The following is a 13,554-nucleotide window of genomic DNA, read 5'->3' as shown; positions in this document are numbered from 1 at the left end:
CTTACTCATAAAGCGTTAGCAGCTATCAATTTCATAAAAAAAACCACCTGCGCAAGCAGGTGGCTTTCCGGCAGCGGCTGGCTGCTCAGTACTCCAGCGTCTGCACGCCTTGAGCGGTTCCCAACAGGCACACTGCTGCCTTCTGATGAGCAAACACGCCGACGGTCACCACGCCTGGCCACTGGTTGACTTCGGACTCGAAGGCCAGCGGCTCGGCGATCTTCAGGCCGCGGACATCCAGAATATGCTGACCGTTGTCGGTCACCAGCGGCGCACCATCCTTCATGCGAATTTGCGCCGTCACCTCAGCGCCCATGGCTTCAAAGCGACGGGCGATCTGGGCAGCCGCCATGGGAATGACTTCCACCGGCAGCGGGAAATTACCCAGCACTGGCACGCGCTTGGACTCATCGGCAATGCAGACAAAACGCTGAGCGAGCGCCGCCACGATCTTCTCGCGCGTCAGCGCCGCACCACCGCCCTTGACCATATAGCCCTTGCCGTCGATCTCGTCGGCACCGTCGATATAGACAGCCAGACTGGCGACTTCATTGGCATCGAACACCTTGATGCCCAGGGCCTTCAGGCGCTCGGTACTGGCCACGGAGCTGGAGACGGCGCCAGGAATCTGATCCTTGATGGTGGCCAGTGCATCAATGAATTTGTTGACCGTGGAGCCTGTGCCCACGCCCACAATTTCACCAGCGACCACATATTTCAGGGCAGCTTGTCCGACCAAAGTTTTCAGTTCATCTTGAGAAAGAGGTGCAGCAGATGTCGTCATGAGGGAAAATCCAGGTAATCCTGCGATTATCTCCATGTCTCTTATTCCTTACTCACTGACGCGTCCTATTCTTTTCGGCATGGACCCCGAAGCGGCCCACGACCTCACCATGAATCTCATGGCCAAGGGCCAAAATACCTTGCTGCAGAAGGCCTGGGCGCGCCCTCTGATCAGCGACCCCATAGAGCTGGCGGGCCTCAAGTTCCCGAACCGCGTCGGCATGGCCGCCGGCCTAGACAAGAATGCACGCTGCATCGATGCGCTGGCCGCCATGGGTTTTGGCTTTGTGGAAGTGGGCACCGTCACGCCCCGCCCTCAGCCCGGCAACCCCAAGCCCCGCATGTTCCGCATTCCGGAAAAGAACGCGCTGATCAACCGTCTGGGCTTCAACAACGAAGGCCTGGATGCGTTCCTGGCCAATGTTCGTCGCTCCCAAGTGCGCTCAAAAGCAGGAAACAATGGCGGCTCTATGCTGCTGGGCCTGAACATCGGCAAGAACGCCACAACCCCCATTGAAGAGGCCACCAGCGACTACATCAAAGCGCTGGACGGCGTGTACCCTCATGCCGACTATGTGACGGTCAACATCAGCTCACCCAACACCAAGAATCTGCGTGCACTGCAGAGCGACGAAGCGCTGGACGCGCTGCTGGGTGCAGTCGCCAATCGCCGCGAGCAGCTTTCCAGCCAGCATGGCAAGCGCACACCGGTGTTCGTGAAGATCGCTCCCGACCTCGATGAGGAGCAGGTCGGTGTGATCGCCGCGACGCTGGAGCGCCACGGCATGGATGGCGTGATTGCCACCAACACCACCGTCAGCCGCGATGCCGTCAAGGGTCTGCAGCATGCCGAAGAAACCGGCGGCCTGTCCGGCGCGCCCGTGCTCGAAGCCAGCAACCAGATCATTCGCCAGCTGCGCTCAGCCCTTGGCAGCCGCTTCCCCATCATCGGCGTGGGCGGCATCCTGAGCGGTGCTGACGCCGTGAGCAAGATCCGCGCGGGCGCCGATGTGGTGCAGATCTACAGCGGCCTGATCTATCGCGGCCCCGACCTGGTCACAGAAGCAGCCCAGGCCATCGCCCATATGCCCTGAAATTTCACTGAAGTTGCACTGAACCTGAGGCCTGGCCTTCTGAGCATGCCAAAAAGAAACAGCCCGTCCGGCGTATGCCTGACGGGCTGTTTTTTTCAGGACTCTTCAGCCGCGCGTACGTTGCTGCAGCTTGAGGATCCAGGGCAGCGCAGCACTGCCCCAGCGAATCAGCTTTCCCGGCCCCAGGACCATGAGCAAGCCGCCCGCTGCGGCCGTTGCCAGCGGATGCAGGCGCACGAACGACAACAGGCGCTCTGGCAAGGGAGCATCCGCGTCCACATGCGGCGTCTCTGTCCTGCGCAAGGCAAGCGTCTGAGCCTTGGCAGCAGCCCTGGCCTTGATGCGTGCACGCTGCTTGGCAATGCGCAAGAGCACCAGTTTCTGCTCGGCGGTCGCTTCATTCCAAAGCAGAGCATCCATGCCTGCGGGCTTGGCGGGCTCCAACTCTGCAGATCGCGAATCGGGAGAGGCGCTATTCATGCTAAATCTTCTCCTTCAGCGCTTGCCAGTCTGCCCTGAGCTCGCGCCGTGTCAGCCTGAATGGACTGGACAGTTGCCTGACGGCTGCCAGCAGACGCCACAGCCCCAGGCCCCAGATCAGAACCCAGCCACCGACCAGCAGCCACGCCGCCAGTTGGCGATGCTCGCTGTCCCAGAACTGCACGAGCACGGCCATGGACAGCACAATGAGTACGACCACAGTGAGTGCGCCCAGCACAATGGCCAGCACCGCCAGCGCTTGCATACTGCGCTTGTGCTGTTGCCATTCAAGCTGCGCGAGATCAACCCGATCTTCGGCAGCAATCGCTGCCTCGTTCAGGTTGGCGCGCCAGCGCTCCATCAGGGAATCAAGACCTAGTAGTGAAATCAGATTCACAGGCACTTGTCCTTATGCAACTCGGCAATGCTTAGCGACGACCTAGCATGAAGCCCAGCAGAGCGCCAACGGCCAGCGCGGCACCGGCAACGCGCCAGGGTTCGTCATGAGCGTAACGATCGGCCACATCGGCAGCTTCACGCGCCTGGCGAGCAGCATCATGGGCGGCACGCACGGCAGATTCGCGCACGTTGGCCATGCTGTCGTCGATGCGCTGACGCAGCGCGCTGATTTCGGGAACCTTGTCCAGTTCACGGGCAGACAGCAAACCGCGCAGATCGCTGACCAGTTTTTCCAGATCGTCTTGGGCTGTGGAAACGGCGTCGGAAACAGAGCGTGACATATCGGTCCTTTCAATGTGACGAAATTGGAATATCGCATGCACTGGGCAGTGCACCAAGATAGCTGCGAAGCAGCAGGCATCGGGGCCGGCCGCTCATAAAACCTGCAGCATGTGAACATCTTACAGAAAACACACCGCATCAAAGAAACTCGCGCACTCTCAGCACTGTCGGACAGCAACGAAACTGCCGCATGCCGACCCATAAACAAACGTTCAATGGCCAGACCGCACCGCTGCTGCCCGGGCGGCAGCTAGCCCCCACGCATTCGAGGCTGCATCAGGCATGCAGGATACGGAGTTTCGTCTTAAGCGTCGGCATGCCAGCAAACCTGATTACAGATGGCCATGCATCGATTGCTTAACAGTTCATTAATGAAGCGCCGGCATGCTTGTCGAGCAGTCATGTCCTGGCAGGACTTCCAGTCCAAAAACTCCCAGGAAAGCGAATATTTGACTCAAATCAAGTAGCGCAGATGGCAACTTTCATATAGTCATATTCATATATAAAAAGTTAATTTAATACTTTTTATATGTAAGGCATCAGGGTTTTCTGTTGCCAGTGCGACGATGAAAGGAAGGGCCATGCCACTTCAGAAACAAGAACTCTCCGACTGCTCCAGCAGCAACTCGGCCTGCACCTGCAGCACCCCATCCATTGCCCGGACACCTGCGCAGGCAGTGACGGCGCCTACCAAGCGCGGCTTCTTGCAGGACTTGATTGCCATGGCCGCTGGCCTAGGCATTGCGGGCAGCGCCCGCGCAGCGCTGCCCGGCGACCCCAGCTTCCAGCCCGCACGACGCCCCGGCATGGAGGGCAAACGCTTCGGCATACTGGTCGATATGCGCAAATGCATCGGCTGCCAGGCCTGTACGGTGAGCTGCTCGGTCGAAAACCAGCCCCCCATCGGCCAGTTCCGCACCACGGTGCTTCAGTACGAAATCGACCAGGCTGGCGACACGGCTGCTGCCATGGTCAGTCTGCCGCGGCTGTGCAACCACTGCGACGAACCACCTTGCGTGCCGGTATGCCCGGTGCAGGCCACATTTCAGCGCACCGACGGAATCGTCCTTGTCGACAACGAGCGCTGCGTGGGCTGCGGCTATTGCGTGCAGGCCTGCCCCTACGACGCGCGCTTCATCAATCACGAAACGCAGACCGCCGACAAATGCACCTTCTGCGAACACCGCCTGGAAGCCGGCCTGCTGCCCGCCTGCGTGGAAAGCTGTGTGGGCGGTGCGCGCGTGATCGGCGACCTGAACGACGCACACAGCGAAATCAATCGGCGCATCGAAGCTCACAAGGATGAAATTAAGGTCCTCAAGCCCGGCATGAAGACCAAGCCGCATGTCTTCTACATCGGCCTGCCCGATGAGTTCGTGAACGGCGTGGACGGCCAGGCCACGGTCCGCCTTGTTGCCGAACATCTGTGAAAGGAGTGCCCTCATGCAAATCATTGAACTCCTGACCCCAGCCTACGAAGCGGCCTGGCTGCCCTGGGCCGTGCAGTATTTCTTTCTGGTCGGTGTAGCCACGGGGGCCGCGCTGCTGACCTCGGCCTGTGCATTCGGCCCGGCCCATGGCTTGCGCCAGCGCCTGCTACCCACGGCTGTGCTGGTACTGGCCATGAGCGCGATTGCCGCACCTGTCGCCCTGCTGGCCGATCTGCACCAGCCAGCGCGCTTCTGGCATTTCTATGCCCACCTCACTCCCTGGTCGTGGATGAGCCTGGGTGCCGTGCTCATGCCCAGCTTTGTCGGACTTTGCGTACTGATGTGTGCACTGTGGTGGATGGGCAGGCCGCAATGGATGCGCATGCTGGTGCCTGTTCTGGTGCTGTCCACGCTCAGTATCGTGGTCTACACGGGTGCCGAAATCATGGTCATCCGCTCACGCCCCCTATGGAACACGCTATGGGTGCCGATCAATCTGGCACTCAGCGGCTGGCTGGCGACCGTGGGCATGGGCTTTGTGCTGTACCGCTTCTTGCCCAAGGCCTTGCAGCCCGATGCAGCAGCCCTGCAAGGGCTGCGCAATCTGGGCCTATGGCTGGCTACCGGCTTGATTGCCAGCGCCCTGACCTGGGGAATTGCCGGCATCGCGGGCCAGAGCCCTTCATTTGACATGGCTGTGCGCCTGTTCAATGAGTTCCCTGTCTGGCGCATCTCCATGCTGGGCTCGGCCGTCTTTGGTGCCGCCGTGGTGATGGCCCTGCTGCGTGGCGAGCAGCGCCTGGCAGCCAAGGGCTACACCCTGGTGCTGGGCGCCGGACTGGCCGCATCGGCCTGGGCGTTCCGCTGGGCACTGTTCATGGGCGTGCAGGGCGTACCCAAGTTTGGCGCCGGCCTGTATCTGTACACCATGCCTCTGGGCGGTGAAGGACTGATGGGCATGCTGGGCATGGCCGGCTTGTGCGTGGCACTGGTGTCGCTGGCCGCCTGGGCGCTGGAGCTATTCCCAGTGCGCAAGCTGGCGAACGCTGTTTAAGAATCAAGCCAAATACGCCTAGAACGCAATACCCGCAAGCGCTTGCAGCTATCAATTTCATAAAACCACTGCTGCGCTTGCCCTTCCCCACACAAAGGGCAAGACCATGAATGACAAGAAACTCTCCCCTGAGCAATCACAAAACACCGAGACCAGCCGCACCGATGCCGGTCGCCGCCGCATGCTGCTGCGCGGCGGCGCCGTTGCAGGCGGTCTGGCGGCTTTTGCCGCAGGCTATGGCGAAACCGTAGCCAAGGGAGCCAAGGGGCTGATCACCGGAAGTTCTGGCAAATCCACCCAAAGCGCCACGCGCGGCAACTCGCTGACGCCAGAGTTCCGCATCGATCCCGTCAGCGGCAAGCTGACGACCCAGCCTGGCCAGGTGGTCAGCCCCTCCTCGTGCCTGGGCTGCTGGACGCAATGCGGCGTGCGCGTGCGGGTGGATACCGACCACAACCAGATCATCCGCATCGCCGGCAACCCCTACCACCCGCTGGCCACCACACACCCCGCCCCCATGGAAACCCCGGTGCGCGAGGTGTACGCCATGCTGGGCGGTGACAACGGCCTGGAAGGCCGCGCCACCAGCTGCGCCCGCGGATCGGCCATGCTCGAACACCAAAAGGCACCGCACCGCGTGCTCAAGCCGCTCAAGCGCGTGGGACCGCGCGGCTCCGGCCAGTGGAAGAGCATCACGCTCGAAGAACTGGTCCAGGAAATCTGCGAAGGCGGCGACCTCTTTGGCGAAGGCCATGTGGACGGTCTGCGCGCCATCCGCGACGTCAACACACTGATTGATGAAGCCAACCCCGAATACGGCCCCAAGTCCAACCAGCTGCTGGTGACGGAGGCCGCCAACGAAGGCCGCACTCCGCTGGTCAACCGCTTTGCCAAACAATCGTTCGGCACCATCAATGTGTCCAACCACGGCTCCTACTGCGGCCAGACCTACCGTGTGGGCACGGGGGCGGCGCTGGGCGATATGGCCGGCATGCCCCATGGCAAGCCGGACTGGAAGCACTCGCGCTTTGGCCTGTTCATCGGCACCTCGCCGGCGCAATCCGGCAACCCTTTCCAGCGCGTGGGGCGCGAGCTGGCCGAAGCGCGTTCACGCGGCGAAAACACCTATCGGTACGTCGTGGTCTCTCCCATGTTGCCCACATCATCCAGCCATGCGGCGGGTGACAACAACCGCTGGCTACCCGTCAAGCCTGGCAGCGACCTGGCGCTGGCCATGGGCCTGATCCGCTGGATCATCGACAACGAGCGCTATGACAAGCAGTTTCTGACCCAGCCCGGCCCAGCCGCCATGGCAGCAGTGGGCGAAGCCAGCTGGGGCAATGCCACCCATTTGCTGATCAACGATCCCAGGCACCCGCGCTACGGCCAGTTCTTGCGCGGCGCAGATATTGGTTTGTCTAGCCTTGAGCCAGTCGATGAAAAAACGCCCGCCGAGGATGTCTACGTAGTGCAACTGGCTGACGGCTCGCTGGCTGCGCACACGGTTGCCACACCTGCAGAGCTGATGGTGGAGCGTGAATTCACTCCGATCAAATCCGCCGATGCTTCCGAAGAGCCAGTCCCGATCTCCGTCTGTACTGCCTTTGTCAAACTGCGCACCGAGGCGCACAAGAAAACGCTGGCGGAATACGCCGCCCTGTGCGGCGTGCCGGTCAAGGAGATCGAGGATCTGGCGCGCGAGTTCACCAGCCATGGCAAGCAAGCCGTGGCCAACTCGCACGGTGGCACCATGAACGGCTCGGGCTTCTACACCGCCTATGCCATTGCCATGCTCAACAACCTCATCGGCAACTTGAACGTGCGCGGCGGCTGGGTGATGGATGCCGGCCCGTTCGGCCCCTTTGGCACCGGCCCACGCTACAACTTCGCGCAGTTCGATGGCGCGGTGAAGCCCAGAGGCGTAGCTCTGTCACGCACCAAGTTCCCCTACGAGAAGACCAGCGAATTCAAACGCAAAAAAGAAGCGGGCCAGAACCCCTACCCCGCCAAGGCCCCCTGGTATCCCGCCCCCGGCGGGCTCAGCAGCGAGATGCTGGCCGCGGGCATGCTGGGCTATCCCTACCCGGTCAAAGCCTGGATCAACCATATCAGCAACCCCATCTATGCCATGTGCGGCTTCGAGAACGCACTGGCGGATGCTGTCAAGGATGTGAAAAAGCTGCCGCTGTTCGTCTCGGTCGACCCCTTCATCAACGAGACCTCGGCCCTCGCCGACTACATCGTGCCCGATACCGTCACCTATGAAAGCTGGGGCATTGGCGCGCCCTGGGCCGACGTAGTGGCCAAGAGCAGCACCGTGCGCTGGCCCACCGTTGATGCCGCCACCGCCAAAACGGCAGACGGCCAGCCCATCGGCTTTGAGAGCTTTGTCTTTGCCGTGGCCAAGCAGTTGAGCCTACCCGGCTTTGGCAAGAATGCCATGTCCGCCAAAGACGGCGAACCGCTCGATCTGGAAAACGCCGAAGACTTCTACCTGCGCGGCATGTGCAACATCGCCTACCAGGCCGGCAAGCCCGTGCCCGAAGCCAGCGATGACGATATCGCCATCACCGGCCTCGGCAAGTGGATGCCGTCGCTGCAAAAGCGTGTCGCCCCAGAGGAAGTACGCCGCGTCGCCATGGTCATGAGCCGTGGCGGTCGCTTTGACAAGGTCGAAGATGCCTGGAAGGACGACCAACTCAAGCTGCAGGCCAAGTTTCCGGCGACCTTCTGGCACGAGGGTTTGTGCAGGATGCGCCACTCCATGACCGGCGAGCGCTACAGCGGCTGCCCCACCTGGTATCCAGCGCGTCTGGCCGATGGCTCGGATATGCGTGCCGTGTTCACCGAGCAGGACTGGCCGCTAACCATGACCAGCTACAAGTCCAATCTGATGAGCAGCATGTCCATTGCCGCCTCGCGCCTGCGCCAGGTGCACCCGCACAATCCTGTGAGCATCAACAAGGCCGACGCGGCAAAGCTGGGCATCGCCAATGGCGACCCCATTGAAATCAGCACCCCTGGCGGCAAGCTTCAAGCAGTCGCACTGGTGCGCGCCGGTATTGCGCCAGGCGCCATCGCTATCGAGCATGGCTACGGCCACAAGCAACTGGGCACCGTGGCCCACAAGGTGGACGGCCGGCCCACCCATGCCAACCCGCAGCATGGCAATGGGGTGAACCTCAATGCGCTGGGCTTTGCCGATCCAACCCGGCCTGAGAAAGACAATGTCTGGATCGACTGGGTATCGGGGGCAGTGGTCAGGCAAGGATTACCAGTGAAGCTGCGAAAAGCTTGATGACAGCTTGAAGCTCTGGCGGGCGATCGGAACGCTAAATCCCATCGCTCGAATCTGCGCAGCGAGAGTTGCCGGCAAGCCGCAGCGCTATTTGGGGTCTGCGGCATTGCCGCATCCCCACTGGCTTGCTGTAAATACCGAAGCCGGACCAGATGCACCCCGATATAGGACATGGCAAGCCATATCCGTGATTCCGATAAGGCAGTCTTTCGTATTCTGGTTCCGAAAAATTCCGACGAATTGAACATAAGTCCAGAAAAAACTGTTCGATGGTATTTAGTCACACGATATTTACAATTAAAAACCACTCATAACAGGTATTTAAAATCAAAGAAATAATAAATCGTCCCCATTGACTGGAAGTACTCACCCAAAGAGGGACCTGCAGTTCAATGGTCATATTGTTTTGAAATTTACAATTTAAAACAATGCCCTCAAATGTCTGTTTACGCTTCATTGTTGATAGCAATGAAGTTCTGAAATTCAATAAATTATAAAAATAGCACTATCCACCTGACAGGGCCTCAATGCATGCCCAAACAAGGTATTTCTGTTTTCATCCGGCTTATTGAAACTGCCATTAACCGAAGGAACGTTTTGGAACAACATGTGCCAGGCCAAAACGTAATGGCGGTTGGCACTGATCATTGGGCTGTGGCAAATGGTCTTTCGCTTGGAAATTTCCCGGTTGTCCGAGAACTGGCTATTCAAAGGAATGATCATGAAGAAGTCTTTGATTGTCATGGCGGTTGTTGCATTGGCTGGTGTGGCATCTGCTGCGGCCAGCAGTTCCAGCCTTGCCGCAACCAACACGGGGACCAATGCCTCGTCGGGCGCTTACTCCTCGGTTGGGAGCTCAGGCACGGGCAGTGCTGTGAGCTTCAATAGCGCGGCAGCAGGTGCTCAAGCAAGCGGCTTTGGGAACAGTACCGGCATGAGCGGTTCCTGGGGACCCGTGGCCGCAGGACACTCGAATGTCGGCGGAAGCGCCTCCACCACGGGAACCGTCACCAGCCTTGCGGCGACCACCGGAGGGGGCGTCGCGGGAGGCTATGGAGCCACCAATGCCAACGCACATTCGGATGTGGGCAGCAATTACCAGGGCCAGGCTCCCGGCAAGCTGGTCAGCGGGGGCGCGGGAGGCTACGCAAACTCGAGCACCAACAATATCGCTGGTACCGCGTCCATGGGCAATGGCATTGCGGCGGTGAACAGCACAGCCCATACCAACTCCTACTTTGCCGGGAACTCGCAGGCGCTCTCGGGCCCTGGCGGAACCTCGACCAGCAATCAGTCTGGTGCGACTTCCGTCGGCAACGCGACAACGACCGGCTTCAGCCTGGGTAACGCCTTCGGTGGCTCCAACGGCGGCGGCACTTCGGGCAATGCCTATGGATGGGCCAACTCGGCAGCCAACTAAATAAGGTCCGCGAACCCAGTTGTATTGCCCCCGAGTCGAGGCTTATCAGGTCAAGACTCGGGGTCAAGGGAGAAACAGCATGAAAGCCTCGATCGCCTTGCTAAGCCTTTGTGTCCCTGTGTGCGGTTTTGCGCAGAGCGCCGACAGCAGTGCACAAAGCCTCTCCAGCTCCTCGGCCGTGGGAGCGCAACAGAATCAGTCCATCACCATCGTCAATCCGGTTGCTGCGGCAAGCAGTCGATCGGTATCCAGCGTCGAAAGCCACTCCACCTCAAGCTCGGATCAAAACATAACGACCAGCGGTACAACCACCCAGAATCTGAACAGCAGCGTATCCGGGACATCCAGGAACATCGTCGAATACAGCGGCAGCTACACCGTGAAGAACGTTCCCAGCGTGAGCGGACCCAACCTCACCACCAGTAACGACACCTGCATGGGCAGCACCAGTGGCAGCGCCAACGGCCCTGGCTTTGGCGTGAGCTTCGGCACGACCTGGACGGACGAGCATTGCACGCGCCTGAAAATGAGTCGCGAGCTCTGGAACAAGGGCATGAAGGCAGCTTCACTGGCGATGGACTGCATGGACCCTGCTGCTCGCATGGCCCTGGAGATCACGGGCTCCAAATGTCCTCAGTCCATGACCACGGAGGAGCGCCGCAACCACTATGGGCCAGATGCATCTGCGCAGGCCAGCCCCGCGCCGGTGGCTTCCGGTAACAGGCCTGAACAGGCAACTGCGTCCAGCCAGACAGCAAGCCTCTACCCGAATTGATGATGGTTCAATCCAGGAGGCTCTGTTCAACAGGTCTGCCACTGCCTTGAGAACCGCAATGGCAGGCCGTTGCTGAGGCTCTGCCCTCGCCGAAGCCAGGCTGGCTTCGGCTCAACTCTTGCTCGAGTTTCAGCAACTCACGTTAAGTCCCAGGCCCGGCAGCCAAGTCTCCGCAGCTATTGCGATACGCTAGTATTTCCGTCAGCGCCCCTGCTCCGCATCGTGCGAATCCATCTTCGCAGGCTGGCGTACTTCTGCGAGATCCCGCCAAGGTATCGGTCATGCCCATCTATATCGCTCTGCTGCGTGCCGTCAATGTCGGCGGAACCGGCAAACTTCCCATGGCGGAGTTGAAGTCCATGTGCGAAGCCGAAGGCTTCACACAGGTAAAGACCTATATCGCCAGTGGCAACGTGGTGCTGAAAGCCGATTGCTCCGCTCAGCAACTCAAATCGGCTCTGGCGCGACGCCTGGCCAGCTACGCAGGAAAGCCCATAGAAGTCCTTGTGCGTACGCTCCAGCAGATGACGCAGGTGCTGGAGGCCAATCCCTTTCCCGAGTCGCCAGGCAACCGCGCTGTCGCCATCTTTCTTGAGGAAACACCTCCTGCAGATGCGCTGTCCCAGGTTACGGGTCGCAACGACGAACAACTGCAACTAGGTCGTCGTGAAATCTATGTGGCTTACGGTTCAGGAATGGGCAACTCCAGACTCAAGATCCCTGCAGCGGCCTCAGGCACGGCCAGAAATCTCAACACGATTGCCAAACTGGTCGAGATGGCAGCTGCACTTGATGGTGGTGGAGCGGGGCCAGCCAAACGCTGATTCCAGGCTGAGCCCATGATGCGCAGCGACGGCCAGCAAGCCGGTCGCCCCTCGCCGCTTCACAATCAATTGGAGCTGACCGCTCAATGGATCAAAAGGCCTCAGCTACCTCAGCACTTGCCTCGGATCAGCCCAGGTCTGGCAATCCACTCTGGCTCATAAAAGCATAGTGCTCGGCCGCAGGCACCGGTTTGCGCGCGCTCGAACACACACTGCCTTGCTCCGTGAAAAGAAAGGGGTAAAAACTCAGGCACGCGTCATTGCCCATGTCGGCCACTTCGGCTTCCCAACCTTCCCAGCGCAAGTCTCGATAGAAATCGCGCAGCCGCTCGGTGAAAGCCCATTGCATGAATGCCGTGTGTCCAATTCCCAAGGACTCCCAGGCCCCGGTATCCGGGGCCAGGTAATGGACTGCCCCCAGATCTTCTCCGAGCGCTCCGCCATTGATCGCAAAGAACCCTCCCACAGCATCGTCGGCAATCAACAAGAAGCCATTGCCACGTCCGCGATTCCAGCTCGCGAGATCGCGTGTGAGCCTGGCATGCCCGCAGCCCAGCATTCTGAGCCAGCCTCCGTCGACCAGGATTCCGCCGGTTCCATGTGCAACTGCCCCCAGCGGCGAGCGCGTCGTGACCTGCAATGCCAGCAACACGGAGTCGCTCTGCTCCGAAGGAGGAAGGCACTCCACAGGAATGCTCGCATCCTGTGCCCAGGCCTGTATCAGCGGCAAAGCCGGTTCGTCACGCTCCAGAAGCTCCGCCAATGCACGCATCGATTCCTCATGAAGAAAAGCAAACAATGTCGATATTCTGACATTGAGCCTGCCCGCCCCAAGTCAGGCTGAACACGGCAAATCGATGCCCCAATCGACCTAGGCTTAATTGCGCATTCGCCCCGCCTGGGTACCGGCCGCTAGCTGGCCTTTGGCAAGCTCTGGATTGGCTGTACCGGCTGGCTGCCAGCCTGATTCAGACCTATGGTGCAGCCAAATGGATCGAGCAACATGGCCACAACAGCGCCAAGACTGGTGACGATCGGGCCACGGAACAAGACTGCTCCTCGTCGCTCCAGTTCCTGCCGCGCGAGGTCCAGATCTGCCACATCCCAATAAACGGTTGTCCCACCGGCTCCGCCGGGGCACTTGCTATCAAGTGGGTGAAATCCGATCAGACATGCCGGCGTGCTGATGAAAGCGTAGTGATGATTCTCATACTGCACCTGCACCTGAAACAGTTCGGCATACCAGATGGCTGCAGCGTCGATATCAGGGACGAACAGCACGACGGATTGAATTTGCTTGAGCAACATAAGCTCTCCAAGACTCTCTGACACAGCAACCCGGAATGTAACGCCGACCCGATGATAACGAGAGGACTGCTGTCTTGACCTGCGTGCTTCTGCCAGCCCTTTGAAAGCCGCCCCGAAATCCTCTTCAGCCGCCATTCGGAGGCACCCTGAACCCTGCCATCACTCGCGCCTCGGCGCGCTCCAGCCAATCCCGGACTCGTGCCAGCCAGCGCCGTGCGCGGGCCTTCCCGGATACTGCTGCTTCAAGCCCGTCCTTGGGCCCAACTACAGTCCTGTCATCCAATCCGTCATAACCCGTATCAGGGTGTTCAATTCGATGATTTTTCATGGTCGGCCAATGGTCTTTG

The 13,554-nt window shown here is 60.0% G+C and carries 14 protein-coding genes; 7 read left to right on the top strand and 7 right to left on the bottom strand.

Annotated elements, in window-relative coordinates; genetic code table 11:
- Positions 1–85: 85 nt before the first annotated feature.
- The gene (gene rpiA / locus F3J24_RS00885; RefSeq protein WP_167001932.1) at positions 86–784 is read right to left on the bottom strand and encodes a ribose-5-phosphate isomerase RpiA; all 699 of its coding nucleotides are present in this window, start codon (positions 782–784) and stop codon (positions 86–88) included.
- Positions 785–818: 34 nt separating this feature from the next.
- Between rpiA and F3J24_RS00880 the strand changes: the two genes are divergently transcribed.
- Entirely contained in the window at positions 819–1,877 is a 1,059-nt protein-coding gene (locus tag F3J24_RS00880; protein WP_167001931.1) for a quinone-dependent dihydroorotate dehydrogenase, read from the top strand.
- Between the two features lie 105 nt (positions 1,878–1,982).
- Here F3J24_RS00880 and F3J24_RS00875 read toward each other — a convergent pair whose 3' ends face one another.
- From F3J24_RS00875 to F3J24_RS00865, 3 genes are read right to left on the bottom strand one after another with little or no spacing between them, the layout of a single operon-like run.
- A complete protein-coding gene (locus F3J24_RS00875) occupies positions 1,983–2,357 on the bottom strand; it encodes a hypothetical protein (RefSeq protein ID WP_167001930.1) in 375 nt (124 codons plus the stop codon).
- A 1-nt stretch (position 2,358) separates the two neighbouring features.
- A complete protein-coding gene (locus F3J24_RS00870) occupies positions 2,359–2,760 on the bottom strand; it encodes a phage holin family protein (protein ID WP_370527695.1) in 402 nt (133 codons plus the stop codon).
- 25 nt (positions 2,761–2,785) lie between these two features.
- Positions 2,786–3,097 carry a YqjD family protein gene (locus F3J24_RS00865; RefSeq protein ID WP_003055367.1) on the bottom strand — a complete coding sequence of 104 codons (312 nt, stop codon included), beginning with the start codon at positions 3,095–3,097 and terminating at the stop codon, positions 2,786–2,788.
- 582 nt (positions 3,098–3,679) lie between these two features.
- Here F3J24_RS00865 and dsrO point away from each other — a divergent pair.
- The 3 genes from dsrO to F3J24_RS00850 all read left to right on the top strand — a co-directional run bounded on the left by dsrO (position 3,680) and on the right by F3J24_RS00850 (position 8,880).
- Positions 3,680–4,528, top strand: coding sequence for a sulfate reduction electron transfer complex DsrMKJOP subunit DsrO (dsrO, locus tag F3J24_RS00860; RefSeq protein WP_370527694.1), 849 nt, complete (start codon positions 3,680–3,682; stop codon positions 4,526–4,528).
- A gap of 13 nt (positions 4,529–4,541) precedes the next feature.
- Positions 4,542–5,582: an NrfD/PsrC family molybdoenzyme membrane anchor subunit gene (gene nrfD, locus F3J24_RS00855; protein WP_167001929.1), complete on the top strand. Its 1,041-nt coding sequence runs from the start codon at positions 4,542–4,544 to the stop codon at positions 5,580–5,582.
- A 106-nt stretch (positions 5,583–5,688) separates the two neighbouring features.
- Complete coding sequence (locus F3J24_RS00850) at positions 5,689–8,880, top strand: tetrathionate reductase subunit A (RefSeq protein WP_167001927.1); 3,192 nt, start codon at positions 5,689–5,691, stop codon at positions 8,878–8,880.
- Between the two features lie 483 nt (positions 8,881–9,363).
- Here F3J24_RS00850 and F3J24_RS00845 read toward each other — a convergent pair whose 3' ends face one another.
- A complete protein-coding gene (locus tag F3J24_RS00845; RefSeq protein WP_167001618.1) occupies positions 9,364–9,693 on the bottom strand; it encodes a hypothetical protein in 330 nt (109 codons plus the stop codon).
- On the opposite strand from F3J24_RS00845, the gene F3J24_RS00840 reads away from it, so the two are divergent.
- The 3 genes from F3J24_RS00840 (at position 9,602) to F3J24_RS00830 (ending at position 11,899) form a co-directional block, all read left to right on the top strand.
- Positions 9,602–10,300, top strand: coding sequence for a hypothetical protein (locus F3J24_RS00840; RefSeq protein ID WP_167001925.1), 699 nt, complete (start codon positions 9,602–9,604; stop codon positions 10,298–10,300). The genes F3J24_RS00845 and F3J24_RS00840 overlap by 92 nt on opposite strands.
- Positions 10,301–10,379: 79 nt before the next feature.
- A complete protein-coding gene (locus tag F3J24_RS00835) occupies positions 10,380–11,075 on the top strand; it encodes a hypothetical protein (protein ID WP_167001923.1) in 696 nt (231 codons plus the stop codon).
- Between the two features lie 281 nt (positions 11,076–11,356).
- Positions 11,357–11,899: a DUF1697 domain-containing protein gene (locus F3J24_RS00830; RefSeq protein WP_167001921.1), complete on the top strand. Its 543-nt coding sequence runs from the start codon at positions 11,357–11,359 to the stop codon at positions 11,897–11,899.
- Between the two features lie 127 nt (positions 11,900–12,026).
- Here F3J24_RS00830 and F3J24_RS00825 read toward each other — a convergent pair whose 3' ends face one another.
- Both F3J24_RS00825 and F3J24_RS00820 read right to left on the bottom strand, forming a co-directional pair.
- Positions 12,027–12,698 carry a DUF2625 domain-containing protein gene (locus F3J24_RS00825; protein ID WP_240154188.1) on the bottom strand — a complete coding sequence of 224 codons (672 nt, stop codon included), beginning with the start codon at positions 12,696–12,698 and terminating at the stop codon, positions 12,027–12,029.
- 113 nt (positions 12,699–12,811) lie between these two features.
- A complete protein-coding gene (locus F3J24_RS00820; RefSeq protein WP_167001919.1) occupies positions 12,812–13,207 on the bottom strand; it encodes a VOC family protein in 396 nt (131 codons plus the stop codon).
- Positions 13,208–13,554: the final 347 nt, after the last annotated feature.

Source organism: Comamonas sp. Tr-654 (assembly GCF_011752915.1).
Classification (GTDB): Bacteria; Pseudomonadota; Gammaproteobacteria; order Burkholderiales; family Burkholderiaceae_C; genus Comamonas.
Note: the sequence above shows the minus strand (reverse complement) of the source record. Positions and strands in the feature narration are given on the sequence as shown.

What these genes read in the sequence shown, in the direction of transcription:
- rpiA (WP_167001932.1), bottom strand. Translation starts at nt 784, where the DNA reads ATGACGACATCTGCTGCACCTCTTTCTCAAGATGAACTGAAAACTTTG.
- F3J24_RS00880 (WP_167001931.1), top strand. Translation starts at nt 819, where the DNA reads ATGTCTCTTATTCCTTACTCACTGACGCGTCCTATTCTTTTCGGCATG.
- F3J24_RS00875 (WP_167001930.1), bottom strand. Translation starts at nt 2,357, where the DNA reads ATGAATAGCGCCTCTCCCGATTCGCGATCTGCAGAGTTGGAGCCCGCC.
- F3J24_RS00865 (WP_003055367.1), bottom strand. Translation starts at nt 3,097, where the DNA reads ATGTCACGCTCTGTTTCCGACGCCGTTTCCACAGCCCAAGACGATCTG.
- dsrO (WP_370527694.1), top strand. Translation starts at nt 3,680, where the DNA reads ATGCCACTTCAGAAACAAGAACTCTCCGACTGCTCCAGCAGCAACTCG.
- nrfD (WP_167001929.1), top strand. Translation starts at nt 4,542, where the DNA reads ATGCAAATCATTGAACTCCTGACCCCAGCCTACGAAGCGGCCTGGCTG.
- F3J24_RS00850 (WP_167001927.1), top strand. Translation starts at nt 5,689, where the DNA reads ATGAATGACAAGAAACTCTCCCCTGAGCAATCACAAAACACCGAGACC.
- F3J24_RS00840 (WP_167001925.1), top strand. Translation starts at nt 9,602, where the DNA reads ATGAAGAAGTCTTTGATTGTCATGGCGGTTGTTGCATTGGCTGGTGTG.
- F3J24_RS00835 (WP_167001923.1), top strand. Translation starts at nt 10,380, where the DNA reads ATGAAAGCCTCGATCGCCTTGCTAAGCCTTTGTGTCCCTGTGTGCGGT.
- F3J24_RS00830 (WP_167001921.1), top strand. Translation starts at nt 11,357, where the DNA reads ATGCCCATCTATATCGCTCTGCTGCGTGCCGTCAATGTCGGCGGAACC.
- F3J24_RS00820 (WP_167001919.1), bottom strand. Translation starts at nt 13,207, where the DNA reads ATGTTGCTCAAGCAAATTCAATCCGTCGTGCTGTTCGTCCCTGATATC.